This window comes from Propionibacterium ruminifibrarum (genome assembly GCF_900289195.1).
In the GTDB taxonomy this organism is placed as follows: Bacteria; Actinomycetota; Actinomycetes; order Propionibacteriales; family Propionibacteriaceae; genus Propionibacterium; species Propionibacterium ruminifibrarum.
Genome location: NZ_OMOH01000005.1, coordinates 193209 through 214601 on the forward strand (window position 1 = coordinate 193209; position 21393 = coordinate 214601).

The window sequence follows — 21393 nt, forward strand, 5'->3', positions numbered from 1 at the left end:
TCAGGAGCCCTCGCCGAGGCCGGGGGTACTCGTCACCGCCCCGGCCGTGCCCGGTGCGTCATCTGCACCGGGCGGTTCGTCTGAGACCAGCTCCGGCGCCGTCATGACGCGCGGGCTGGCCCGGACCGCGCGGGGGGTTTCGAGGGAACCCTCGGCCAGCTGCAGTTCGTTGATCCTGCGGGCGCTGACGAGGACACGCTGCTCCAGCGAACCCACCGTCTTGTTGTAGGCCTCGACGGCTCCCGACAGCGACCTGCCCAGCTTGTCCACGTGCCCGCTCATCGTCGCCAGCCGCTGGTACAGCTCGCTGCCGAGGGCGGCGACCTCCTGCGCCGACTGCGTGAACGCCGCCTGCTTCCACCCGTGCTGCACGGCGCGCAGCATCGGGATGAGGATCGACGGGCTGGCCAGGAAGATCGAGTGGTTCGCCGCGTACTCGTGCAGATCGGGGCGCTGGTCGAGCGCCACCTGCAGCAGCGCGTCCGAGGGCAGGAAGAGCACCACCATCTCGGGACTGCCGGCATCCAGCCGCCAGTAGTTCTTGGCGCCCAGCTGGTTGATGTGCACCGTGACGTTCTTGACGTACTGGCCGAGCAGGGCGGTGCGCCGGTCGGGGTCGTCGGTGGCGAAGGCGTCGATGAAATTGCCGAGCGGGGTCTTGGCGTCGACGAAGATCACCTTGCCGTCGGCCATGTTCACCCGCATGTCGGGGCGCAACCCGCCGTCCTCGGTGGCGACGGCCACCTGCGTGTCGAAGTCGCAGCGCTCCACCAGGCCGGCGATCTCGACGACACGCTTCAGCTGGGTCTCGCCCCAGGCGCCCCGCACCTGCGGCTGGCGCAGCGCCGTGACGAGGGCCGCGGTCTCCTTGCGCAGCGACTCGCTGCTCGAGGCCACGGCAGCCACCTGGCGGCGCAGGTCGGCGGCGCCCTGGGCGCGGTCGCGCTCGACCTGGAGCAGCCGGTCGTTCATCGCCTGAAGGCTCCGGCTGATGGGTTCGAGCAGCACCCGCGTCTGGTCGAACCGGGCCTTGGCCGTGCGGTCGACCGTGGCGGCCTGCTGCTCGGCGGCCGTCGCCGACAGCCGCTGGAACTCGTGGGCCATCGAGGTGCGATCGTTCGTGAGGGCCTCGAGCCGGGCGAGAGAGGCGTCACGCTCGGCCTTGGCGCGGGCGAGCTCGGCCTGCTGGCCCCCGGCCTGCGACCGCGCCTGGGAGCGGCCCAGCAGGAAACCGATCACCAGGCCGGCGGCGACCAGCACGAGGGCCAGGATGAGTGTGGTGGCGTCCATGACGGCAAGTCTTGCGTCCGCCACCGACGTTTTCCGGCGGAACGGGCGCGACACGCCGGGCCGGCGGCCCGCGGGACGGCCCGGTCCGCCGGCTCCGTCACCTGTTGCAGGGCCTGGCCGCAGAACCGAACGGGCCGGCCCGGGGGAGGGCAACTCCGCGCCGTCTCAGCCCCAGTGATCGCTGACTGGCATGTGTCGGTTCGGTCCTCGCCGCCGGGGCGGACTGCTTGAATGGGGCCATGGCGGATCCAACGCAGTTCATGCCGGGTTTCGCCGAGTTCATCTCGGCGAGCCCCACCAGCTATCACGCCGCGGCAACCATGGCCGAGGGCCTTGCCCAGGCCGGGTTCGAACGCCTCGACGAGCGCAGGCGGTGGGGGAACGTCGCCGGCAGGAGGTTCTTCGTGCGCGGCGGGGCACTGGTCGCCTGGGTCGGGCCCGAGCAGCCGGCGCCCGACGCCGGGGTGCGCATCGTCGGCACCCACACCGACTCCCCGGCCCTCAAGCTCAAACCCAATCCGTCCTTCACCCGGGCCGGCTGGCGGCAGGCCAACGTCGAGATCTACGGCGGGCCGCTCATCAACTCCTGGCTCGACCGCGAACTCGGGCTGGCCGGCCGCCTCGTCACCCTCGACGGCACCGAGCACCTCGTACACACCGGTCCGGTCCTGCGCATCAGCCAGATAGCGCCCCACTTCGACCGCAGCGTCAACGAGCGTCTCACCATCGACCGGCAGTACGAGCTGATGCCCAGCTACGGCCTCGGCGAGGGCCCCGACATCGCCGAGTGGGTGTGCGAGCAGGCGGGCCTCCCGGCCGGTGAGGTCGCCTTCGGCGACATCCACGCCTACCCGACGCAGGCCCCGGCCGTCTTCGGCATCGACGGCGAGTTCTTCGCCTCCAGCAGGCTCGACAACCTCTCGTCCACCTACCCCGCCTACCGGGCCCTCCTGGGCGCCCGGCCCGGCCGCGACATCGCCCTGTTCGTCGCCTTCGACCACGAGGAGGTCGGCTCGGGCACCAGCAGCGGCGCGGCAGGGCCCCTGCTGTCCGATGCGCTGGTGCGCATCGCCGACGGCTACGGCCTGCACGGCGACGCCTACCAGGCGCTGCTGGCGCGCAGTTCGTGCGTCTCGGCCGACGCGTCGCACGCGGTGAACCCGAACCACGTGGGCAAGTACGATCCCGTCGTCCAGCCGGCGATGAACCAGGGCCCGGCCCTCAAGGTGAACGCCCAGCAGCGCTACGCGAGCGACGCCGTCTCGGCCGCGCAGTGGGAGCGGGCCTGCCGTGCCGCCGGGGTGCCGCACCAGGCGTTCGTCTCGAACAACGACGTCGCCTGCGGCACGACGATCGGCCCGCTCACCGCGCAGCGGCTGGGCATCGCCACCGTCGACGTCGGCGTGCCGATCCTGTCGATGCACTCCACCCGAGAGATGTGCGGCACGAGCGACCCCGGCTACCTGTGCGCGGCCCTGGCCGCATACTGGGCCGGTGCCTGACCAGGGTTGTTGTCAGCCCGCCACGGCGTACTGGGCGGTCGCTGTACTTTCCGCCAGGTGACCGGGAGCTGTCCGCGACGGGGCGGGCGGCGATACAGTGACGTCAGTCGTCAACGCGAAAGGCGGGCCGCATGTCGCGCATCAGGGTTGGCAGTGGCGGCATGTTCGGTTATTCCTTCGCCCAGGCGGTCGCCGCCTCGAAGAGGGGCGATGAGCTCGTCCTCGCCGAGGGCGTGTACACCCTCGGCGAGAGCATCGAGCTGCGGGATCTGCGTCTGACAGGAACAGGTGACCCGTCCCGGACGGTGATCGACTCCCGCGTCGACGTCACCGGCAGAGCAGTGCTCACCAATCTGACCATCAGGGCGGCTGCCTTCAACAATGCCCTCAAGGTGATGCCGGGCTGCCGCGTCGAGATGCGCGGGGTGATGCTGATCGGGGATCCTGCGGAGAAGTACCCGGCGCTCTATGTCGACGCCGGTGAGGTCATCTTGGCGGGGTGCCGCATGGTGCAGGGCCCGACCTGGGTGTCCTCGGTGTTCACCGCCGACTCGCGTCTCGTGGCGCAGTCCAGTGAGCTCGGCTGGTTGGAGTTGACCGGCACCCGGGCTGAGTTCCACGGGTGCGCTGTTGCCACGGTGCAGGTCCTCAAACGGTCGGCTGTGCGCTCCACCGGGTGGCTGATCTGCACCCCGGCGCCTGGCAAACGCCTGCTCGCCGTCGGGGGCGAGTCGGTGGTACAGATCGATGGCCTTGCGCTGCGAGGAGCCGCCGACCCCTTGGAGATTTCCTGCGAGGAGAGCCTGCTCGGCATCGGTGCCGTCGACCTCGACGAAGGCCAGCGTCCCTACATCCTGCGCAAGGGCGCAGGGCGTGTTCAGGTGCCCGACGGCGTGTTCGAGGTCGTCGACGAGGACGAGCAGAAGGAGGCCGCACCGCCCGCCCTGCTCATGGAACTGCACTGGTCTGTCTCCGACGCCCATCGCTTCACGGACGTCATCCTTCCCAGGGCTGCGAGTGGGGCCACCATCACCATGGACGCCGGCGAGTACTTCCTCGATGGTCTCAAGGAGGAGACCGCGTGCTTCGACTGCACACTCGTCGGGGTCTCCCCGGAACGGACGGTCATCCACGGCACGCTGACCCCGAACGGCTCGGGCGAGTTGAGGCTGCGTGACCTCACCGTCCGGACGGCCACGGGTCGCAACTGCGTTGTCGCCAAGTCTGGCAGCGTCGCGCTGAGCAACGTCGTCCTCGAGCAGCTCGGCGAACCGATGAGCTATCCCGCGCTCTCGGCCACGGACGTCGTCGTCACGATGGAGGACTCACGAGTGGCCGCTGCACCCGGGTCGACCATCGAGGGGATTGTCGAGCTGTGCGGGACTGCCCGGCTGGAGGCCAGCCGCAGTGATCTGGGCTGGTTCTACGCCAACGACCAGTCGGTGCTGGTCGCAGACGACTGTTCCGCGTACGGGCTCTTCCTCTCCGGTTCCCCCACGATCCGGTCGACCGGTGTGTTCGCCATTCGCGGCAACACCTGCCAGACTCGGGGACTGGTGCTCAACCCCGGGACGCGTGCCAGTTTCGAGAAGATCCAGATCGGCGGGGGAGCCCATGAGGGCTACGCCGAGGACGCGGTCCTCGAAGTGAGGGAGTTGCGCCACGGTGAGGGCGGCAGCTTCTCGCTCTGCGTCGCAGGTGAGAACACCCTCTCCGTGCCCGGCGAGCCCTGGTACGTCATCGAGACGGCCCGTGCCGGAGCCTCGACCGGGGAACAGCGCGAACCCGAAGCAGCCCCCGGGCCGGACGATCGTGCCGCCGACGAGGCGCCGAGGGCCGACGAGGAGGCACCCGAATCGGGTGTTGACGACCCGATGGCCGAGATCATGCTGCTCACCGGCCTGGAGGGGGTCAAGGAGCAGATCGCCTCATTCCTGAACGTCGTGAAGTTCAACGAGCTGCGCCGTCGTCAGGGGCTCAAGACCTCGGGCACGACGATGCACAGCCTGTTCCTCGGCAATCCCGGCACCGGGAAAACCACTGTCGCGAGGCTGCTGGGCAAGGCCCTGTACCAGGCCGGCGCCGTCGCGAAGGACGTCTTCGTCGAAGTGGGGCGCAGGGATCTCGTGAGCGAGAACATCGGCGGGTCGGCCATCCGTACGGGCAAGGTGCTCGAACGGGCCCGTGGCGGCGTGCTCTTCATCGACGAGGCCTACTCGCTGTACCAGAAGGAGCACAACCAGTTCGCCCAGGAGGCGGTGGACACGATCCTGTCCTTCATGGAGAACGAACGCGACGAGATCGTCGTCATCTTCGCCGGATACGACGAACCGATGCAGGACTTCCTCCGCATGAACCCGGGTCTGGCCTCGCGCGTGCCGAACACCTTCACCTTCGAGGACTACACGCCGGACGAGATCGCCACGATCGGTGTCGAGGCGCTCCACGGCGACGACTACCGCATCGCCGATGAGGACCTCTACCGGCGCATCGCGAGCCAGCAGTACGAACGCTCGATCTCCGGCGGCAACGGGCGGTGGGTGCGCAACTTCAACGAGGCCCTCATCATGAAGACCGCAGAGCGCGTGCTGAGGGAGGCCGAGCAGGGGCGGGTCGACGGGGCCGATCCCGGTCTCATCACCACCGACGACCTCTACGAGTTGGCCGGTGGCGACGAGGACCAGCGCCAGGACGCCGTCAACACGCTGCTGTCGCAGCTCGACGACCTGGTGGGGCTCGCCCCGGTGAAGGCATGGGTGCACGAGCTCATCGACGAGGCCAGGGCCAACAAGCTGCTCGCCGAGCAGGGACTGGCGGTCGAACACCCGACCTACCACATGGTGTTCGCGGGGCGTCCGGGTACGGGCAAGACGACGGTCGCCTCAATCATCGCGCAGCTCTTCCACAATCTTGGCCTGCTGGAACGCCCGACGGTCCACGAGGTCGACCGCTCCGATCTCGTCGGAGCATATTTCGGTCACACCGAGGAGAAGACCACGCGTGCCGTGGACAACGCCATGGGTGGTGTGCTGTTCATCGACGAGGCGTACCAGTTGTACGGCGCCTCGGAGAACGACTTCGGTCGGATGGCCATCGAGACGCTCATCACCCGGTTGGAGAACGACCGGGACAAGTTCGTGGTGATCTTCGCCGGTTACACCAAGGAGATGGAGCGCTTCCTCGACGCCAACGAGGGCCTGCGTTCCCGTGTTCCCCGGATGATCGAGTTCCCCGACTACAGCCCCGACGAGATCGGTGACATGGTCGTGGCGCGGCTGTCGCGGTCGTGGACGATCGACCGGGCGGCTGTCCACGACATCGCGGCCAGGTCATACGCGGGCCTGCCGGCCCAGGACCGCTCCAACGGCCGGTGGGCGCGCACCTTCGCAGACGCCGTCGTCACACGGCACAAGAGATGGATCGTGAAGAACCAGCCGACGGGCGAGGCGGTGCTGGCCATCGACACCGAGATGGTGAGATCACTCGCCCAGGAGATGGGAGCAGATCCGCGCTGAGGGCGGTGCCGCCCGGTTGGGTCCCCCTCCGCGTTCGGCCGCAGGTGCCCGGCGGCGCCGGCTGGGGTGCGGGGGCCGGCGAACGGTAATCTGGGTGGACGTGGCACTCACCATCGGAATCGTCGGCCTGCCCAACGCCGGAAAATCGACCCTGTTCAACGCGCTGACCCGCAACGACGTGCTCGCGGCGAACTACCCGTTCGCGACGATCGAACCCAACGTCGGCGTGGTCGGGGTGCCCGAGCCCCGCCTCGAGGTGCTGGGGAGGATGTTCAACTCCCAGCGCCTCGTGCCCGCCACGGTGAGCTTCGTCGACATCGCCGGCATCGTCAAGGGCGCCAGCCAGGGTGAGGGCATGGGCAACGCCTTCCTCGCCAACATCCGCGAGGCCGACGCCATCTGCCAGGTCACCCGCATGTTCAACGACGCCGACGTCTCGCACGTCGCGGGTTCGATCGACCCGGCATCCGATCTGGAGACGATCACCACCGAGCTGGTGCTCGCCGACCTGCAGACCCTGGAGAAGGCGCTGCCCAAGGTCGAGAAGGAGGCGGCGATCAAGAAGGAGGCGCGCCCCCGGGCGGCCGCCTACCGCGAGGCCTACGAGACGCTCAGCAAGGGCGTCGGCGTCTTCCAGGCCGGCCTGGATCCCGAGCCGCTGCGCGACCTGTGGCTGCTCACCGCCAAACCGTACATCTACGTCTTCAACTGCGACCAGGACGAGCTGGCCGACGAGGAGCTGAAGGCCCGCACCCGCGAACTCGTTGCCCCGGCCGAGGCCATCTTCCTCGACGCCAAGTTCGAGGCCGAGCTGGTCGAGATGGAGCCGGACGAGGCCCGCGAGTTCCTCACCGAGATGGGCGTCGACGAGCCCGGCCTCGACAAGCTGGCCCGGGTGGGCTACGACACCCTCGGCCTGCAGAGCTTCCTCACCGCCGGCGAGAAGGAGGCCCGCGCCTGGACGATCCGCAAGGGCTGGACCGCCCCGCAGGCCGCCGGCGTCATCCACACCGATTTCGAGAAGGGCTTCATCAAGGCCGAGGTCGTCTCCTACGACGACCTGGTCGAGTACGGCTCGAAGAAGGAGTGCCAGGCGGCCGGGAAGGTGCGGCTCGAGGGCAAGGACTACGTCATGGCCGACGGGGACGTCGTCGAATTCCGGTTCAACGTGTGACGTCATTGACGCCTTCGGCATCACGCGGCACGAACTCGCCGTGTCCCCCCGGCCATGGCCGCGGGTCGCGGCGGGAGGACTGGCGGAGTCACGCTACCTCCCACGGGCTGACGACCGCTATGCCCAGCGCCGCGAAGTCCTTGGTGTTGCGCGTGACCACGGTCAGGCCGTTGACCGCCGCGGTGGCTGCGATGAGTGCGTCGCGCTCTGGCCGCGGGTCCGGGACGTGCTGACGTGCGGCCCGGCGGGCCGCGGCGAGATCGATGGGGAGGATCCGGCCGGTGAAGGCGTCGAGGAGCTGCCCGTCCAACCATGACTGGAGCCGCTGCGCCTGGGCGTGATCCCGCCTGTCCAGCCTGGCTATGCCCAGTTCCACCTCAAGGATTGTGATCACCGACAGGTACATGTCCGACGGCCTTCGTGAAGCCACCCATGAGCGCACTCGGGGGTCGGCTCTGCGCACGGGCTTGCGGAGCTCGCTGACCACATTGGTGTCCAGGAGAAAGCTCATAACTCTGGAACCCTCAGGCCGATGGATGCCGGCTCGAACTCGACATCGACGTCGTCATCCATGCTCAGCCTGTCGACCAGTGAGGCGCCCGTCTCCCCGAGCCTGCGGTAGTCGTCAATGGTCAGCAGGACGTACGCCGGTTCGCCGCGGTCGGTGATGATGACCGGCCCGTCATTGGCCGCCCGTTTGGCGGCACTGACGTCGTGGTTGAAGTCGCGGGCGGTGATCGAGGTCATGCCGACACCTCCTGTGTAGGTACATGCCTACGGTATCTTCGGTACATGTGGCGGACAAGGGGTGGGCGCGCTGCACCCGCCGGGCCATGGAGTGGGGCATAGGATGTTGCTGCGGCGCGTGGCAGCATCGATACCTGAGGCTGCTGAAGCTCGATGCCGCTGTGTCGCTCAACTCGCTTCGAGTCCAGCCCGGGAATCATTTGGAAGCATTGAAGGGTGACCGGAAGGGTCAGCACAGTATCCGGATCAATGACCAGTGGCGGATCTGCTTCGTGTGGACCGATGCCGGCCCCGAGAACGTGATCATTGAGGACTACCACTGAGGTGCACCATGGCAGAAAAGCTCTACGCGCCGATCCATCCGGGCGAGGTCCTGATGGAGGACTTCATCAATGCCTTCGGCATCACGCAACACAAGCTCGCAGTGTCGATCGGCGTGCCCCCGCGTCGGATCAATGAGATCGTGCACGGCAAGCGGGCGATCACTGCTGACACGGCGCTGCGCCTGGGGCGTTACTTCGACGTCGAGCCGCAGTTCTGGCTCAATCTGCAGTCACGGTACGAGCTGGAGCTGGCGGAAGATCGCGCTGCCGGTGAGTTCGACGCCATCAAGCCCATCCACGCCTCATGACGGCGGGGCCGAGCATCGACGTGGTGATCGCGGCGATGTCTACGCCGGGGTGGGTGATTGCCACCTCGCAGCTGGCTGGAGTGTCGAGGTGGTCGTGTTCGGCATGACGGCGAGGCGTTGGCGCGACGGCCTCATCGAGCACGGCTCGACGAAGGAGTGCCAGGCCGCCGGGAAGGTGCGGCTCCGAGGGCAAGGACTACGTGATGGCCGACGGGGACGTGGTGGAGTTCCGGTTCAGTGTGCGATGCCCGGGTGGACGCGGACAAGAAGTAGCGTATCGGCCCTCCAAAAAGTATCGTATTGAATCTCCAAAAGGTAGCGTAGAGATCAGCTAAAAAGTAGTCTTCATGCATGGAATACCTTGTCAGGACACTTGACCGCGAGTTGGATGCTCTTCTGGCCGATGCCCCTGCCGTCGCGATCGACGGACCCAAGGGTGTGGGGAAGACCGACACCGCGGCTCGCAGAGCGGGGCAGGCCTGGTTCCTCGATGACCCGGCCCAGCGAGAACTGCTTCGTGCCGACTTCGCACTTGACGCCATCGCCCCGCAGGGGGCGGTGCTGCTCGATGAGTGGCAGCAGCTGCCTCAGGTGTGGGATTCTGTGCGGCGCGCAGTGGACAGAGGGGCTGCTCCGGGAAGATTCCTTCTCACCGGGTCGGCCACGCCTGCTTCGGCATCGGGCACGCACAGCGGAGCGGGTCGCATCCTGTCGCTCCGGATGCGCCCGATGGGTCTGCACGAGCGAGGTGTGACCCGTCCAGCGGTCTCACTGGCAGCGCTTCTCACCGGTACCGCAGGAGAACTCGGGTCAACGACTGAGTTCGGCCTACGCGATTATGTCGGAGCGATCGTGTCAAGCGGCTTCCCCGGCACGCTCGGCATGTCGCCCCGAATGCGTCGTGGCTTCCTGGACTCCTACCTCTCCCGCGTCATCGATCGTGATCTCCCGGATCAGGGCTACGAGGTTCGCCGCCCCGAGACGCTGAGACGCTGGCTCGCCGCCTACGCGGCGGCGTCATCGACGACGACCGCCTATTCACGACTCCTTGACGCCACAACCGGTGGCGACGGGGCGCAGCCGGCGAAGACAACGACCATCGCGTATCGGGATCACCTCAGCAGGCTGTGGCTGCTGGACCCCGTCCCCGCCTGGATGCCAGCGAGCAGTCCCTTCACCGCGTTGCGGCAGGCTCCCAAGCATCAGCTGGCCGATCCGGCGCTGGCGGCCCGCCTGCTGCGATTGACAGAGTCAACACTGCTTGCCCCTGAGGGCTCGGTGATGCTCGGCCACCTCTTCGAATCCCTGGTCACCCTTGGGATCCGCATCATGGCACAGGCCGCTGAGGCCACTGTCGGCCATCTGCGTACCAAGGCCGGTGAGCACGAAGTCGATCTCATCGTGGAGTCAGTGGACGGGGGAGTGCTCGGTATCGAGGTCAAACTCGCGCCGGGGGTCCAGGACCCGGACGTGCGTCATCTCCTCTGGTTGCACGATCAGATTCCGGATCGGGTCGTGGACCTCGCCGTCATCACCACGGGTCCAGCCGCGTACCGACGCCCCGACGGGGTCGCAGTGATCCCGCTCGCCCTGCTCGGTGCGTGACCGAGTTTCGTTCGACATCTCCACAGACCGGCTTGACGAGGCTGTCGGGAGATTTCCCAATCTGCAAGTCATCGCTGAGGGCAGCGTCAAACGTCCTGATGTGCAACCGACCGTTGTTCCGCCGACGATGGCCCAGTTGCTGCGCGTCCCCCCGAACAGCGCTCTGGGAGACATGTCATCGTCGCAACCGAGTGTCTGCCCACCCAAGGGCTCCGGCCCGGCTGGAGACGGTGAGTGGGGACGGCTCCGTTGAGCAGTTCTTTCTCATGCCGAGATCCCCGACCTGTGACGTCCTCACCTCGGCCGTGGTTGAGTCCCGTAGTGGCTCATGCCGTATTCGACCGGGCACATTGCTCGTGCTCCGCTCGTCCGGGCCCCTTCTGGACTTCCATCCGCCACACTGCTGCAACACGGTGCGATCGTCTTCTGCCCCGAGGCCATGACGACGATCCGCACTGGCCTCACAACTGTCGCGCTACCGCCCCAGCAGTCGGCTCGCCCGGGAAATGTCAGTGGCGGGCTGCAAGATGGTTCATGGCCGGCGACACGGGCAGCGATCATGTCCCGAAGAAGGAGGGGGAGTGCACGACACCTGGAACCCCTGGCACGGCTGCCGCCGCGTCTCAGAGGGCTGTGACAACTGCTTCATGATGCACCGCGACGCCTCGTGGGGCGTCGACGGCGAGGTCATCCGCCGTGTCGCGCCCGCCGGTTTCACCTACCCGCTCAGCGTGGACCGCAACGGGGCCTACAAGGTGCGCGCCGGCGAGATGCTGCGCGTGTGCATGACCAGTGACTTCTTCCTGCGCCAGGCCGATCCCTGGCGCGAGGAGGCCTGGGACGTCATCCGGGCTCGCCCCGACGTGAAGTTCTTCCTGCTCACCAAGCGCCCGCACCGGGTCGCCCGCTGCCTGCCCGGCGACTGGGGCGACGGCTGGGACAACGTCATGCTCTCGGTCTCCGTCGAGAACCAGCGGCGCGCCGACCAGCGCATGCCCGTCCTGCTCGACCTGCCCTTCGCCCACAAGGGCGCCATGGCCGCGCCCCTCATCGGTCCCCTCGACGTGGCCCCGTACCTCGCCGACGGGCAGGTCGAGCAGATCCTCGTCGGCGGTGAGAACTACGGCGGCACCAGGCCGCTCGACATCGACTGGGTCCGCTCCCTGCGCGCCCAGTGCGAGGCCGCCGACGTGTCCATGACCTTCATCGAGACCGGCTCGGTCCTCGTCAAGGACGGCCGCACCTACCGGATGGGCTCCAAACGCCACCAGTCCGTGCAGGCCCACCGCTCCGGACTGTCCTACCAGGCCCGCGCCCGCCGGCCATGGCACCTGCGCGCACCGCTCGGCTGGGAGATCCCCGCCGGTGAACTACACGTTCCCGAGTTCTCCGGCGACTGCCTCACCTGCGGCTCCCGGCCCATCTGCAATGGCCTCTACCAGGGGCGCTGCGCCTGACCAGGAACCATCCGCTCAGCCCGGCGTCACCGGCCGTTCTTCACTGCGACAACACCTGAGTTCCGGTCGGCCACACGATGATCCGCGTCAACGGCCCTGGACCGGAGGGGTCACTGGGGCCGGCCGTATGACGACTCGGCCGGCCCCAGCGGATGGTCGTCCATGCGCTCAACCGCAGGTGGCGGTCATCTCGAAGCTCCGCAGCGGGACGGAGGGGTCCGTCGCGACCTCGGCGGGCGCTTCGCCGGTGACGGTGTAGGTCGAGCCGTCGACCGTCGCCTCGGCATGGCCAATGCCACCGACGTCTATGAAGGAGAGCACCGATTCGCCCTCCCGGCCGGCATTGATCATGGCCACCTGGCCATTCTCGTCGAGAGTCACTGTGAAGGAGCTGGCCGTTGTCGTTGTCGACGCGGCGTGGACAGTGGTCATGCCATCCTCCGTGCCGCACGCCACGATCGGCTGGTCGATGGTGAAGGGTTCACCGTCGATTGTCGCCGAGAAGTCGCCGCCGGTGGTCGCCTCGGGTGCGCTGCTCGTCGTGGCGGCCTCGGCGGGAGAGGAACTCTCGGTGGTGTTCGACTGGCCGCTGCACGCGCCCAGGCTCAGCGCCAGGGCAGGGGCCAGAATCAGGGTCATGACGGTCTTGGTGGTGGGGTTCTTCATGGTGCGTCCTCACTTCGTACGCGGTCGTGATCGAGGGGTGCCGATCCTGCGCCGAGGCGGGACCGGTGACCGACGACGGGCATCAGCCCTCATCAGTATAGGAATCGTCGTCCCCATCCCGGAAACCGGTCGAAGACCTCATCGGTGATCCGGGCCCGGGCGGGGCCAAGGTTCCGCAAGGCCTGGGCCTGCGCAGGCTCGTTGCCGTGCCGGATCGTGCCGGACGATTCGTCCAACGCGGCCACTCGGGCTTCAGTGTCGCCTCCTGTCGGATGCTCACGGCACCTCGTGCCCGGCGGCCCGGACGAGCCCGTACCACTCACCGCGGGTGAGCGGGGTGTCGGAGCCGGCCGCGGCCTCTGTCACCCGCTGGGGCGTCGTCGTGCCGAGGACGACCTGGATTCTGGCCGGGTGGCGGGTGATCCAGGCGACCGCGATCGCTGTCGGGGTGACGCCGTACTTGGCGGCGAGCCGGTCGAGCTCGGCGTTCAGCTTCGGATGGTCCGCCGCGCCGAGGAAGACCCCGTCGCGGGTGGTCTTCTGGAACGGGCTCCACGCCTGAAGGGTGATCCGGTTGATGCGCGCGTACTCGACGATGCCGCCGCCGTCGCGGGTGATCGCGTCATCGGTGGTGGTCATGTTCGCAGCCAGACCCTGGGTGATGATCGATGCGTGCGCGACCGACAGCTGCATCTGGTTGACGCTGATCGGCTGGGTCACAGCCGTGCGCAGCAGGTCGATCTGGCGCGGGGTGTGGTTGGACACCCCGAATGCGCGGACCTTCCCGCTGGACTCCAGGTGGTCGAAGGCCCGGGCCACTTCCTCCGGCTCGACGAGCGCGTCCGGGCGGTGCAGCAGCAGGACGTCGAGGTAGTCGGTGCCCAGTGCCCTCAGCGACTCCTCGACGGAGCCGACGATGTGCTCGTAGGACTGGTCGTAGCCCCACGGGTCGGCGACGATGCCGGTCTTGGTCTGCAGGATGATCTGCTCGCGTTCGGACGGGCTGAGGTGCAGCGCCTGCGCGAACCGTCGTTCGCACAGGTGAATGCCGTTCGGGCGGTCGAAGCCGTACAGGTCGGCATGGTCGAAGAAGTCGATGCCCGCCTCACGCGCCGCCGTGTACAGGGCGCGGATCTGCTCATCGGTGTCGTCCGCGATGCGCATCATGCCCGAGATGATGTTGGACGAAGTGGTGCCGGTGGTTCCGATGGGGATGGTCTTCATGGGAGGTCTCCTTGGGGCCCGGAGGGCCGACGAGTTCGTTCCGGCTCGATCCTAGGGCGACACGGCCCTGACCTGGTGGTCCTCGGCGGACAAGCCGGTCCGACGGGTGTCGTGCGGCCCGTTCCGAACCGGCTCGTCGAGCCGGGGTCAGCCCGGCCGGCCCACCGCCCAGCCGCAGCGGAGCAGCCGCAGCAGGTCGTCGCCGGTCCTGCCGTCGGGAGGCTCTGTGCCGGGAGAGGACGCGGTGGACGCCCAGGCGGTACCGAGTGCGCCGAGGAAGAGGTCGAGCCCCTGGACGTCCGGGCGTGCCGCCCCCGCCCGCTGAGCGGCACCGAGGAAGTGATCGGTCACGGCGATCACCGTCTCGCACGTCATCCCCAGTGGCGTCGAGCGGGCGTCGACCGCCGCGCGCAGGGACCCGGGCAGGCCGTTGTACGCCCGCATCCATGACACGAGGACGGCCAGCCACCGGTCCAGGGCCGCGTCCGGTTCGAGGCGCTCGGCCTCGATGCCCGCGCGCTCGCGGTCGAGGTCCGGCTGACGGCCCTCGAGGACGGCCGCGACGAGATCCTCGCGGGTGGGGAAATGGCGGTACAGGGTGCCGGCCCCCACCCCGGCTCGCTTCGCCACCGAGTCCAACGGGACGTCCAGTCCTTCGGCGGCGAAGGCCTGCTCGGCCACGTCGATGATGCGCGCCCGGTTTCGTTGCGCGTCGCGCCGGGGCGCCCTCGTCCGTGCCGCGGACATGTTCACCCCCTTGTTATCCGGAGACTCCCTCCGTATCATGCGGAGGCAGTGGCTTGGTCAGATGGTACGGCAGCCAGGGCCGGGCGCTGTCAGGACCAGCCGGGCATCCGGCGGCACGAGCAAGGAGCGGGAAATGCGCATTGGAATCATCGGGGTCGGCAACATCGGCAGGTCGCTGGCTCGCAATCTCGGCCGGAGCGGCCACGACGTCAAGGTGGCGAACTCACGTGGGCCGCAGACCATCCCGGCGGACGTGCTCACCGAGGGGGTGCGCGCCGTGACGGTCGCCGAGGCCGCGGCCGACGTCGATGCGCTCATCCTGTCCATTCCCCTGAGCTCGATCCCGAGGATCGCTCCCGCAGTGGCGGGTCTTCCCTCGTCGGTGACCGTCATCGACACATCGAACTACTACCCGCTCCGTGACGGCGAGGACCTTCTGCAGCCTGGCCGGGTGGAGAGCGAGTGGGTCATCGGCCAGCTGGGGCGCCCGGTCGCCAAGGCCTGGAACTCGATCGGTTCGGCCTCGCTGGCCGAGAAGGGCCGCCCGAGCGGGGCGGCGGATCGCGTCGCACTGCCGGTGGCGGCCGATCGGCCCCAGGATCGGGAACTCGCCATGGCCCTGGTCGACGACAGCGGGTTCGACGCCTACGACGCGGGTCCGATCGCGCAGTCATGGCGCCAGCAGCCCGGAACCCCCTGCTACGGCACCGATCTCACGCTCGACGAGCTCCCCGGCGCCCTTGCAGCCGCCGACCCCGAGCGAGCCCCCAGGCGCCGGGACCTGATCGTCGCCGCAATCCAGGAGAAGGTGGGGGACAGCACGACCAACCCCAGCAGCGACTGGAGCGTCGCACTCGCCCGGCTCATCAACATGTAAGCGGACGCGTCCCCGGCCAGGGGTTACGTTCTGCCGGGGACGCACCCCGCCTCGTGGGCGATGATCACCAGCTGGGGCCGGTCACGGGCATCCAGCTTGGTGAGCAGGTGCGCGATGTGGGTCTTCAGCGTGCTGCGCGAGATGAACAGCTCACGCTCGATCTCGGCGTTGTTGAGCCCCTGCCCGATGAGCCCGAGCACCTCACGTTCGCGGGCCGTGATCTGCGGCAGCTCACGCACCGGATGCTGCGCGGTCAACGACTGCTCGATGACGCGCCTGAGAACCGACGGCGCGAGGATCTGCTCCCCGCGCGCCAGTCTGCGGACCGCATCGGCCACGACCTCGGGTTCGGCGTCCTTGAGCAGGAAGCCCGAGGCCCCGGCGCGCAGCGCGCCGAAGACGTACTCGTCCAGTTCGAACATGGTCAGGACGCAGACCCTCGTGCGCTCCAGTGCCGGCTCGGCGAGGATGCGCCGGGTGGCCTCCAAACCGTCGACCTCGGGCATCCGCAGATCCATGAGGACGACATCGGGCCGGCTCGACCGGGCGAGCGCGACCGCCTGTTCGCCGTCGGACGCCTCCGCGACCACGTCGATGTCGGGCTCGTCGCCGATGAGGCTGGCCAGGCTGCGGCGCACGAGCGCCTGATCGTCGACGACGAGGACGCGGATCATGCTGCCGGCCCCTCGTCGGGGATGCTCGCCGCCACCACGAATCCGTTCCCCGAGGGGCCATGGGTCAGCGTGCCGCCCGCAAGGCGGACACGCTGCTCGAGCAGGCCGAGGCCATGGCCGGCGCCGGGAACGGAGACGGCCTGGTCGTGCGGCCCCTCGTCCTCGACGCGCACGGTGACGTGATCCCCGCGTCGCGCGATGGTGCACTCGGCGCCGGTGGGGCCGACGTGGCGCATGATGTTCCGCAGCGCCTCACGGACGACGTGGTGCACGACGAGCCCGGTCGCGCTGCTGCACCGGGTGTCCAGCCCGCTGACCCGCAGCGCCACCCCGGAGGCCCGGGCCTGCTCGATGACATCGGCCAGCTCGGTGATCCCGGCGGTCGGGGACAGGGGAGCGGCGGCGCCGGGCTCGCGCAGCACCGTGAGCACCTGGCGCAGCTCGGCCGTCGCCTGCCGGCTGAGCCCGATGACATCGTCGAGTGCCGCGTGCGCCTCGGCCGGCTCGCTGCTGCGCGCGCCGACCCGCGCCCGCAGCGTGATCGTCCCCAGCCCGTGGCTGATGATGTCGTGAAGCTGGCCGGCAAGAACCAGCCGGTCCTTCAGAACGGCCTCGGCCGCGGCGGCCGCGATCATCTGGCGGCGGTGCGACCGCTGCTCGGCCAGAGCCATCACGGCCAGCCAGCAGCCCAGCGCGGCGACGGCCGCCACGACGAGCAGGGTCATGGTGCCACCTGACCCGTTCTCCGGAGCGCGGCCGGTCACCGTGAAGGACAGCGCGCCGAAGGCGACTGCCCCCAGGGTGAGGGCCCAGCGGTGCCAGGACCGTTCCCGCTTCTCCATGCGGCAATCCTAGGGGCCTGCCCGGGGCCGCGCATCGGCCCTGGGGCCGAGCCCGGCGGGCCGATGCGCGCTCAGCCGGAACACCCGACCATGGGGCCATGATCACCTTCGACCACGTGGTGAAGCGCCGTGGCGCGGCCACGATCCTCGACGACGTCGGTTTCGAGGCCAGGGCTGGCAGGGTCACCGGTTTCGTCGGGCGCAACGGCGCCGGCAAGTCCTCGGCACTGCGCATCCTCCTGGGACTCGACCGCGCCACCGCAGGCGCCGCGACGATCGGTGGCGCGCCCTACGCGTCACTGAGACGCCCCCTCACGAGGGTCGGGGTGAGCCTGGGCGGCGCCGGCGCCCATCCCGGGCGCACCGCTGCCGGCCACCTGGGTTGGCTCGCGTCGAGCAACGGCATATCCCGCTCGCGGGTGGGGCGGGTGCTCGACGAGCTCGGGCTCGCCGCCGCGGGGCGGCGCAGGGTCGGCACGTTCAGCCTCGGCATGGCCCAGCGTCTTGGTCTCGCTGCCGCCCTGCTCGGCGAGCCGGAGGTCCTCGTCCTCGACGAGCCGGTCAACGGGCTCGACCCGGACGGCATCCGCTGGCTGCGAGGACTCGTCCGTCGCCACGCGGCAGACGGCGGCACCGTCCTCATGTCCAGCCACCTCATCACCGAGCTGGCCGAGGTCGCCGACGACGTCGTCATCATCGACGGCGGACGAATCCGTGCCTCCGCCCCGGTGGAGCACCTCGTCGCGGCCCACGGGGGCCTCGAGACCGCCTTCTTCGCCGTGGCGGGGGAGGGCTCGGCATGAGGGTTTTCGTGACGGAGACCCGCAAACTCCTCGGGCTGCGTCCCGCCGTCGGTGCGGTCGTCGCCGCGCTGGTGCTCACCCCGCTCCTGACATGGGTGAACGCGCGCAGCGTCCGCGCCGCGATCGAAGGAGTCCGGGCCGACGTGGACGCCGACCCGGCCGGGCTCGGGGTGAGCGAGGCGCTGCTGTCGGTCGCCGCGTCCGCCGCGCTCGGGGTCTTGGTGGTCTGGCAGGAGTACCGGCCGATGCCCGAGGAACTCGGCGGCGGACACCAGGCCGCCATGAGCGAGCTGGCGGTGCCCGCACGCATCAGAAGATGCCTCGCCAAGTACGTGCTGGCGGCCCTGGCCGGCGGGCTCGTGACGAGCCTGGCCCTGGCCGAGGGCACCATCACCGCCCGCCGCGTCCTCGGTCCGCACGCCCCGGCCATGACCACCGCCCAGTGGCAGCAGGACGGCCGGGTGGTGCTCTACGCGGTCTTCCTCTCGCTGTTCGCAGCCGGGGCGACGCTGGTCCTGCGCAACGGGCTGGTGCCCATGGTCTACCTCGTCGCGAGCTCGACGGTCGTCTCGGTGGGCTTCCTCCTCGCCATGCGCTGGTCGTGGGCCTGGTACCTGCTGCCGGACGCCCTCGGCCCGGCGCTGATCCGCGCCGGCGAGGAGCCCGGGATGCCGTCGATCCCGGCCGCGGCGGCCGCAATGGCCGGCTGGGTGCTCCTCGGATGTGGCGCGGGAGCCGTGTTCGACCGGTACCGGGACGTCTGATGGGCGTCATGGTCGCCGAGTTCGGCAAGATCGGCGGGCTGCGCAGGAGCTGGGTGTTGCTCGCCGTGTCCGTCGGCTGGGCCGTGGTCCTGGGGCTCGCGGTCCGCAGCGCGAACGGGGCCGGCGGCGCATCCCTGGCCACGGTCATGCCCCTTGTCCTGGCCGGCAGCGTCGTGTGCGGGGCGGGTCTCGCCGGCCAGGAGTACGTCCGTCAGCACCGCAGCACCCTGCTCGCAATGCCCGCTCGCCTGCGGTGGGCAGGTGCCCGCGTGGTCGTCCTCGAGGCCGCGGTGCTGGTCGTCTCGGTACTCACGGGAACGGCCCTGGTGGCTGCCCTGGGCCGCGCCGATCCGCGGCACTGCCTCGGCGCGATCGCCCATCTGCTCCTCGTCTCGACACTGGCCTGGCTCGCCGCCGAGACGACCAGGTCGACGGCCCGGGGCACCGTCCTCACCCTGGTGATCGTCTGGGCCGCTCCGGCCCTCGTCCGGACCGCCGCGCCGCGCCTGGCCGGTTGGCTGCCCACCGGGGCGGCGGCCGGGCTCCTCGACGGGAACCTGGTCTCGGCGCGGGACCTGCTCGTCCTGGCCAGCTGGCTCACCTGCCTGGCAGCCGGGGCCCTCGTCTCGTGGCGGCGGGACGCCTGAGCCGTAGGCGGGCGGCACCAACTGCGTGCTGGCAGCGGCCCTGACCTGGCGCAGCGGCGGCATCGAGCTCGCCGTCGCCCTGCACGCGGCCAACAACCTCACGCTGACCCTCATCGCGCCGCTCGCCCCGCAAACCCTGGAGCAGGGCGAGGTCTCGCCGGTCACCTTCGTGTTCTCCGCCGTGCCAGATCTCATCTGTGTCCCGCTGCTCTGGTGGTGGATCGGACGACGCGAGGGGCTGCGTCCTCTCGAACCCCTGCGCGGCACGGGGCAGGTGCAGCGGCCGGTGCTCGTCCATGGCGCCGGACTGGACGCGATGGCGCGAGCCCGCTCTCTGCCGACCCGATGAGCTTCTCACCCGCGCTGAATGCCTTGGATGCCTATGAAGGGTTGCCTAAACTCGCCGCATGCCTCACAACCGTGCTCTGCCCTCGGGTCCCTCGGACGTCGCCGCCGCTGCGGAATGGGATGAGCGCTACAGCAGGTCCGAGCACATCTGGAGCGGCGAGCCCAATGCCGCGCTCGTCGACGAGGCCGCGGAGTTGACGCCCGGCCGTGCCCTCGATGTCGGGTGCGGGGAGGGCGCCGACGCCATCTGGCTGGCCGGGCGGGGCTGGCAGGTGACGGCTCTGGACGTCTCGATCGTCGCTCTCGACCGTGCTCTGGAAGCAGCTACTCGGGCAGGGGTCGAGATCGAGTGGCTTCATGCCGGATTGCTCGACGCCGACCTGGAGCCGGCGACCTTCGACCTCGTCTCCGCCCAGTACCCGGCGCTGCGGCGCACCCCGGAGCATGACGCCGAACGTGTGCTCATGAGCCTCGTCGCGCCGGGCGGGACGCTGCTGTTCGTCCACCACGACCTCGCCGAGGTTCCCGACCCGGGGCACTTCGCCGACCATGTCATGCCCGAGCAGGTGCTCGCGGCGATCGGTCCGGGCTGGGTGCTCGAACGGCACAGGGGACGCGAGCGCCGTGTCAGCGGGGGAGCCGGCAGTCACCACGATCGCGACATCGTCGTGCGCGCCCGCAGGATGCGCTGATCAACTCGGTCACCCTGCGTTCCTCGTGCAATGACACACGCAGAACGCAGGGCGACCGATTGCGTGGGGTGGGGCAGACGGCTCAGGACTGCTTGACGGCCTCGATCTCGAGGGTGATCTGGACCTTGTCGCCCACGAGGACGCCGCCGGCCTCGAGGGCCGAGTTCCAGGTGAGGCCGAAGTCCTTGCGCGAGATCGAGGTGCTGGCCTCGAAGCCCAGGCGCTCGGCGCCGAAGGGGTCGGTCGCGGCGCCGAGGAACTCGACGTCCAGGTCGACCGGGCGGGTGACGCCATGGATCGTCAGGTCGCCGGACAGGACGAATGCGTCGTTGTTGCCGCTCACCCCGGTGGAGACGAAGGTCCACGCCGGGTGATTCCTGGTGTCGAAGAAGTCTGCGGAGCGCAGGTGCTCGTCCCGCTGCTGGTTGGAGGTGTCGATGGAGTCGGCCTTGATCATGGCCGAGACGGTCGACCCGGCCGGGGTGGCCAGGTCGGCGACCTCGATCGTGCCGGCGAAATCGTTGAAGCGGCCGTGGGTCTTGCCGATACCGGCGTGCCGGACGGTGAAGGCGAGCGTCGAATGGCTCACATCGATCGTGTAGGTGCTCATGGGTTGCTCCTGTGGTGGTCGTGGCCTGTGTCGTCGGCGAGGGTGGTGCCGGCGTGCGGGTCCCACCCTAGACGGCTTTATTGAATAATCAATTATTTGGTGGTGCTGGTTTCCACGGCGGAATGATCCGGCCCGGTGGGGTGTTGGAGCGGGGGACACCGCCTGCTCGCGGTGCACACGAGAGGACCTGTTTCATGCTCATTGCCGGATCGATCATCGCCGCGCTTGCGGCGCTGCTGCACGTCGTCATCTTCGTGATGGAGTCGCTGGCGTGGACGAGCGAACGTTCCCGTGCAACCTTTGGCATGAGCCTTGAGGAGGCGGAGCGCACCCGCGAGATGGCCTTCAACCAGGGCTTCTACAACCTGTTCCTGGCCGGCATCGCCGCGGCCGGCGTAGTGCTGACCGGGTGTGGGATCAGTGGCGCCGGAATCGCCCTCATGCTCGCCGGGGCCGGCTCCATGCTCGCAGCGGCCGTCGTGCTGTTCACCGGTTCACCCGACAAACGTGCCGCGGCACTCAAGCAGGGCTCGTTGCCGTTGCTCGCCATCGCGTTCATCGTTCTAGCGGTCGTCTGA

General features: G+C 69.1%; 23 protein-coding genes. 14 read left to right on the forward strand and 9 right to left on the reverse strand.

Features of this window, described 5'->3' with window-relative positions; genetic code table 11:
* Window positions 1-1290, reverse strand: coding sequence for a DNA recombination protein RmuC (locus PROPJV5_RS07540; RefSeq protein ID WP_119715739.1), 1290 nt, complete (start codon window positions 1288-1290; stop codon window positions 1-3).
* A gap of 239 nt (window positions 1291-1529) precedes the next feature.
* Here PROPJV5_RS07540 and PROPJV5_RS07545 point away from each other — a divergent pair, with 239 nt between their 5' ends.
* The 3 genes from PROPJV5_RS07545 to ychF all read left to right on the forward strand — a co-directional run bounded on the left by PROPJV5_RS07545 (window position 1530) and on the right by ychF (window position 7481).
* A complete protein-coding gene (locus tag PROPJV5_RS07545) occupies window positions 1530-2792 on the forward strand; it encodes a M18 family aminopeptidase (protein WP_119715740.1) in 1263 nt (420 codons plus the stop codon).
* Between the two features lie 131 nt (window positions 2793-2923).
* On the forward strand, window positions 2924-6307 hold the full coding sequence (locus tag PROPJV5_RS07550) for an AAA family ATPase (protein ID WP_119715741.1): 3384 nt from the start codon (window positions 2924-2926) through the stop codon (window positions 6305-6307).
* A gap of 100 nt (window positions 6308-6407) precedes the next feature.
* Window positions 6408-7481: a redox-regulated ATPase YchF gene (ychF, locus tag PROPJV5_RS07555; protein ID WP_119715836.1), complete on the forward strand. Its 1074-nt coding sequence runs from the start codon at window positions 6408-6410 to the stop codon at window positions 7479-7481.
* A gap of 88 nt (window positions 7482-7569) precedes the next feature.
* Here ychF and PROPJV5_RS07560 read toward each other — a convergent pair whose 3' ends face one another.
* A complete protein-coding gene (locus tag PROPJV5_RS07560; RefSeq protein ID WP_119715742.1) occupies window positions 7570-7992 on the reverse strand; it encodes a type II toxin-antitoxin system VapC family toxin in 423 nt (140 codons plus the stop codon).
* Complete coding sequence (locus tag PROPJV5_RS07565; protein WP_119715743.1) at window positions 7989-8228, reverse strand: type II toxin-antitoxin system Phd/YefM family antitoxin; 240 nt, start codon at window positions 8226-8228, stop codon at window positions 7989-7991. Before PROPJV5_RS07565 ends, PROPJV5_RS07560 begins: the two co-directional genes overlap by 4 nt.
* 86 nt (window positions 8229-8314) lie before the next feature.
* Here PROPJV5_RS07565 and PROPJV5_RS07570 point away from each other — a divergent pair, with 86 nt between their 5' ends.
* The 4 genes from PROPJV5_RS07570 (at window position 8315) to PROPJV5_RS07590 (ending at window position 11921) form a co-directional block, all read left to right on the forward strand.
* Window positions 8315-8551, forward strand: coding sequence for a type II toxin-antitoxin system RelE/ParE family toxin (locus PROPJV5_RS07570; protein ID WP_119715744.1), 237 nt, complete (start codon window positions 8315-8317; stop codon window positions 8549-8551).
* 8 nt (window positions 8552-8559) lie between these two features.
* Window positions 8560-8859 (forward strand): HigA family addiction module antitoxin, encoded by a 300-nt coding sequence (locus PROPJV5_RS07575; protein ID WP_119715745.1) that lies wholly within the window; start codon window positions 8560-8562, stop codon window positions 8857-8859.
* A gap of 351 nt (window positions 8860-9210) precedes the next feature.
* Window positions 9211-10464: an ATP-binding protein gene (locus tag PROPJV5_RS07585; protein ID WP_119715746.1), complete on the forward strand. Its 1254-nt coding sequence runs from the start codon at window positions 9211-9213 to the stop codon at window positions 10462-10464.
* Between the two features lie 581 nt (window positions 10465-11045).
* Window positions 11046-11921, forward strand: coding sequence for a DUF5131 family protein (locus PROPJV5_RS07590; RefSeq protein ID WP_182858635.1), 876 nt, complete (start codon window positions 11046-11048; stop codon window positions 11919-11921).
* 168 nt (window positions 11922-12089) lie between these two features.
* Here the strand turns inward: PROPJV5_RS07590 and PROPJV5_RS07595 are convergent, their stop codons facing one another.
* The 3 genes from PROPJV5_RS07595 to PROPJV5_RS07605 form a co-directional block, all read right to left on the reverse strand.
* Window positions 12090-12587, reverse strand: a complete 498-nt coding sequence (locus tag PROPJV5_RS07595) for a lipoprotein LpqH (RefSeq protein ID WP_119715748.1) — start codon at window positions 12585-12587, stop codon at window positions 12090-12092.
* A gap of 276 nt (window positions 12588-12863) precedes the next feature.
* Window positions 12864-13811 (reverse strand): aldo/keto reductase, encoded by a 948-nt coding sequence (locus PROPJV5_RS07600; RefSeq protein ID WP_119715749.1) that lies wholly within the window; start codon window positions 13809-13811, stop codon window positions 12864-12866.
* A gap of 147 nt (window positions 13812-13958) precedes the next feature.
* On the reverse strand, window positions 13959-14558 hold the full coding sequence (locus PROPJV5_RS07605; protein ID WP_119715750.1) for a TetR/AcrR family transcriptional regulator: 600 nt from the start codon (window positions 14556-14558) through the stop codon (window positions 13959-13961).
* A 133-nt stretch (window positions 14559-14691) separates the two neighbouring features.
* Here PROPJV5_RS07605 and PROPJV5_RS07610 point away from each other — a divergent pair, with 133 nt between their 5' ends.
* Window positions 14692-15435, forward strand: coding sequence for an NADPH-dependent F420 reductase (locus PROPJV5_RS07610; protein WP_119715751.1), 744 nt, complete (start codon window positions 14692-14694; stop codon window positions 15433-15435).
* Between the two features lie 23 nt (window positions 15436-15458).
* Here PROPJV5_RS07610 and PROPJV5_RS07615 read toward each other — a convergent pair whose 3' ends face one another.
* Both PROPJV5_RS07615 and PROPJV5_RS07620 read right to left on the reverse strand, forming a co-directional pair.
* The gene (locus PROPJV5_RS07615; RefSeq protein WP_119715752.1) at window positions 15459-16109 is read right to left on the reverse strand and encodes a response regulator; all 651 of its coding nucleotides are present in this window, start codon (window positions 16107-16109) and stop codon (window positions 15459-15461) included.
* Window positions 16106-16951 carry a sensor histidine kinase gene (locus PROPJV5_RS07620; protein ID WP_119715753.1) on the reverse strand — a complete coding sequence of 282 codons (846 nt, stop codon included), beginning with the start codon at window positions 16949-16951 and terminating at the stop codon, window positions 16106-16108. The genes PROPJV5_RS07615 and PROPJV5_RS07620 overlap by 4 nt, the downstream gene beginning before the upstream one ends.
* A 98-nt stretch (window positions 16952-17049) precedes the next feature.
* On the opposite strand from PROPJV5_RS07620, the gene PROPJV5_RS07625 reads away from it, so the two are divergent.
* From PROPJV5_RS07625 to PROPJV5_RS07645, 5 genes are read left to right on the forward strand one after another with little or no spacing between them, the layout of a single operon-like run.
* Entirely contained in the window at window positions 17050-17754 is a 705-nt protein-coding gene (locus tag PROPJV5_RS07625) for an ABC transporter ATP-binding protein (RefSeq protein WP_119715754.1), read from the forward strand.
* On the forward strand, window positions 17751-18518 hold the full coding sequence (locus tag PROPJV5_RS07630; protein WP_147385398.1) for a hypothetical protein: 768 nt from the start codon (window positions 17751-17753) through the stop codon (window positions 18516-18518). The genes PROPJV5_RS07625 and PROPJV5_RS07630 overlap by 4 nt, the downstream gene beginning before the upstream one ends.
* Window positions 18518-19165 (forward strand): hypothetical protein, encoded by a 648-nt coding sequence (locus tag PROPJV5_RS07635; protein ID WP_119715756.1) that lies wholly within the window; start codon window positions 18518-18520, stop codon window positions 19163-19165. Before PROPJV5_RS07630 ends, PROPJV5_RS07635 begins: the two co-directional genes overlap by 1 nt.
* Window positions 19166-19190: 25 nt before the next feature.
* The gene (locus PROPJV5_RS07640; protein ID WP_119715757.1) at window positions 19191-19514 is read left to right on the forward strand and encodes a hypothetical protein; all 324 of its coding nucleotides are present in this window, start codon (window positions 19191-19193) and stop codon (window positions 19512-19514) included.
* A 58-nt stretch (window positions 19515-19572) separates the two neighbouring features.
* Window positions 19573-20205 carry a class I SAM-dependent methyltransferase gene (locus PROPJV5_RS07645; protein WP_119715758.1) on the forward strand — a complete coding sequence of 211 codons (633 nt, stop codon included), beginning with the start codon at window positions 19573-19575 and terminating at the stop codon, window positions 20203-20205.
* A gap of 82 nt (window positions 20206-20287) precedes the next feature.
* Here the strand turns inward: PROPJV5_RS07645 and PROPJV5_RS07650 are convergent, their stop codons facing one another.
* A complete protein-coding gene (locus tag PROPJV5_RS07650; RefSeq protein WP_119715759.1) occupies window positions 20288-20815 on the reverse strand; it encodes a YceI family protein in 528 nt (175 codons plus the stop codon).
* Between the two features lie 194 nt (window positions 20816-21009).
* Here PROPJV5_RS07650 and PROPJV5_RS07655 point away from each other — a divergent pair, with 194 nt between their 5' ends.
* Window positions 21010-21393 (forward strand): DUF1304 domain-containing protein, encoded by a 384-nt coding sequence (locus PROPJV5_RS07655; protein WP_119715760.1) that lies wholly within the window; start codon window positions 21010-21012, stop codon window positions 21391-21393.

What these genes read in the sequence shown, in the direction of transcription:
- PROPJV5_RS07630 (WP_147385398.1), top strand. Translation starts at nt 17,751, where the DNA reads ATGAGGGTTTTCGTGACGGAGACCCGCAAACTCCTCGGGCTGCGTCCC.
- PROPJV5_RS07650 (WP_119715759.1), bottom strand. Translation starts at nt 20,815, where the DNA reads ATGAGCACCTACACGATCGATGTGAGCCATTCGACGCTCGCCTTCACC.
- PROPJV5_RS07575 (WP_119715745.1), top strand. Translation starts at nt 8,560, where the DNA reads ATGGCAGAAAAGCTCTACGCGCCGATCCATCCGGGCGAGGTCCTGATG.
- PROPJV5_RS07605 (WP_119715750.1), bottom strand. Translation starts at nt 14,558, where the DNA reads ATGTCCGCGGCACGGACGAGGGCGCCCCGGCGCGACGCGCAACGAAAC.
- PROPJV5_RS07625 (WP_119715754.1), top strand. Translation starts at nt 17,050, where the DNA reads ATGATCACCTTCGACCACGTGGTGAAGCGCCGTGGCGCGGCCACGATC.
- PROPJV5_RS07550 (WP_119715741.1), top strand. Translation starts at nt 2,924, where the DNA reads ATGTCGCGCATCAGGGTTGGCAGTGGCGGCATGTTCGGTTATTCCTTC.
- PROPJV5_RS07565 (WP_119715743.1), bottom strand. Translation starts at nt 8,228, where the DNA reads ATGACCTCGATCACCGCCCGCGACTTCAACCACGACGTCAGTGCCGCC.
- PROPJV5_RS07615 (WP_119715752.1), bottom strand. Translation starts at nt 16,109, where the DNA reads ATGATCCGCGTCCTCGTCGTCGACGATCAGGCGCTCGTGCGCCGCAGC.
- PROPJV5_RS07645 (WP_119715758.1), top strand. Translation starts at nt 19,573, where the DNA reads ATGCCTCACAACCGTGCTCTGCCCTCGGGTCCCTCGGACGTCGCCGCC.
- PROPJV5_RS07600 (WP_119715749.1), bottom strand. Translation starts at nt 13,811, where the DNA reads ATGAAGACCATCCCCATCGGAACCACCGGCACCACTTCGTCCAACATC.
- PROPJV5_RS07635 (WP_119715756.1), top strand. Translation starts at nt 18,518, where the DNA reads ATGGGCGTCATGGTCGCCGAGTTCGGCAAGATCGGCGGGCTGCGCAGG.
- PROPJV5_RS07585 (WP_119715746.1), top strand. Translation starts at nt 9,211, where the DNA reads ATGGAATACCTTGTCAGGACACTTGACCGCGAGTTGGATGCTCTTCTG.
- PROPJV5_RS07620 (WP_119715753.1), bottom strand. Translation starts at nt 16,951, where the DNA reads ATGGAGAAGCGGGAACGGTCCTGGCACCGCTGGGCCCTCACCCTGGGG.
- PROPJV5_RS07560 (WP_119715742.1), bottom strand. Translation starts at nt 7,992, where the DNA reads ATGAGCTTTCTCCTGGACACCAATGTGGTCAGCGAGCTCCGCAAGCCC.
- PROPJV5_RS07595 (WP_119715748.1), bottom strand. Translation starts at nt 12,587, where the DNA reads ATGAAGAACCCCACCACCAAGACCGTCATGACCCTGATTCTGGCCCCT.
- PROPJV5_RS07545 (WP_119715740.1), top strand. Translation starts at nt 1,530, where the DNA reads ATGGCGGATCCAACGCAGTTCATGCCGGGTTTCGCCGAGTTCATCTCG.
- PROPJV5_RS07570 (WP_119715744.1), top strand. Translation starts at nt 8,315, where the DNA reads ATGGAGTGGGGCATAGGATGTTGCTGCGGCGCGTGGCAGCATCGATAC.
- PROPJV5_RS07610 (WP_119715751.1), top strand. Translation starts at nt 14,692, where the DNA reads ATGCGCATTGGAATCATCGGGGTCGGCAACATCGGCAGGTCGCTGGCT.
- PROPJV5_RS07540 (WP_119715739.1), bottom strand. Translation starts at nt 1,290, where the DNA reads ATGGACGCCACCACACTCATCCTGGCCCTCGTGCTGGTCGCCGCCGGC.
- PROPJV5_RS07655 (WP_119715760.1), top strand. Translation starts at nt 21,010, where the DNA reads ATGCTCATTGCCGGATCGATCATCGCCGCGCTTGCGGCGCTGCTGCAC.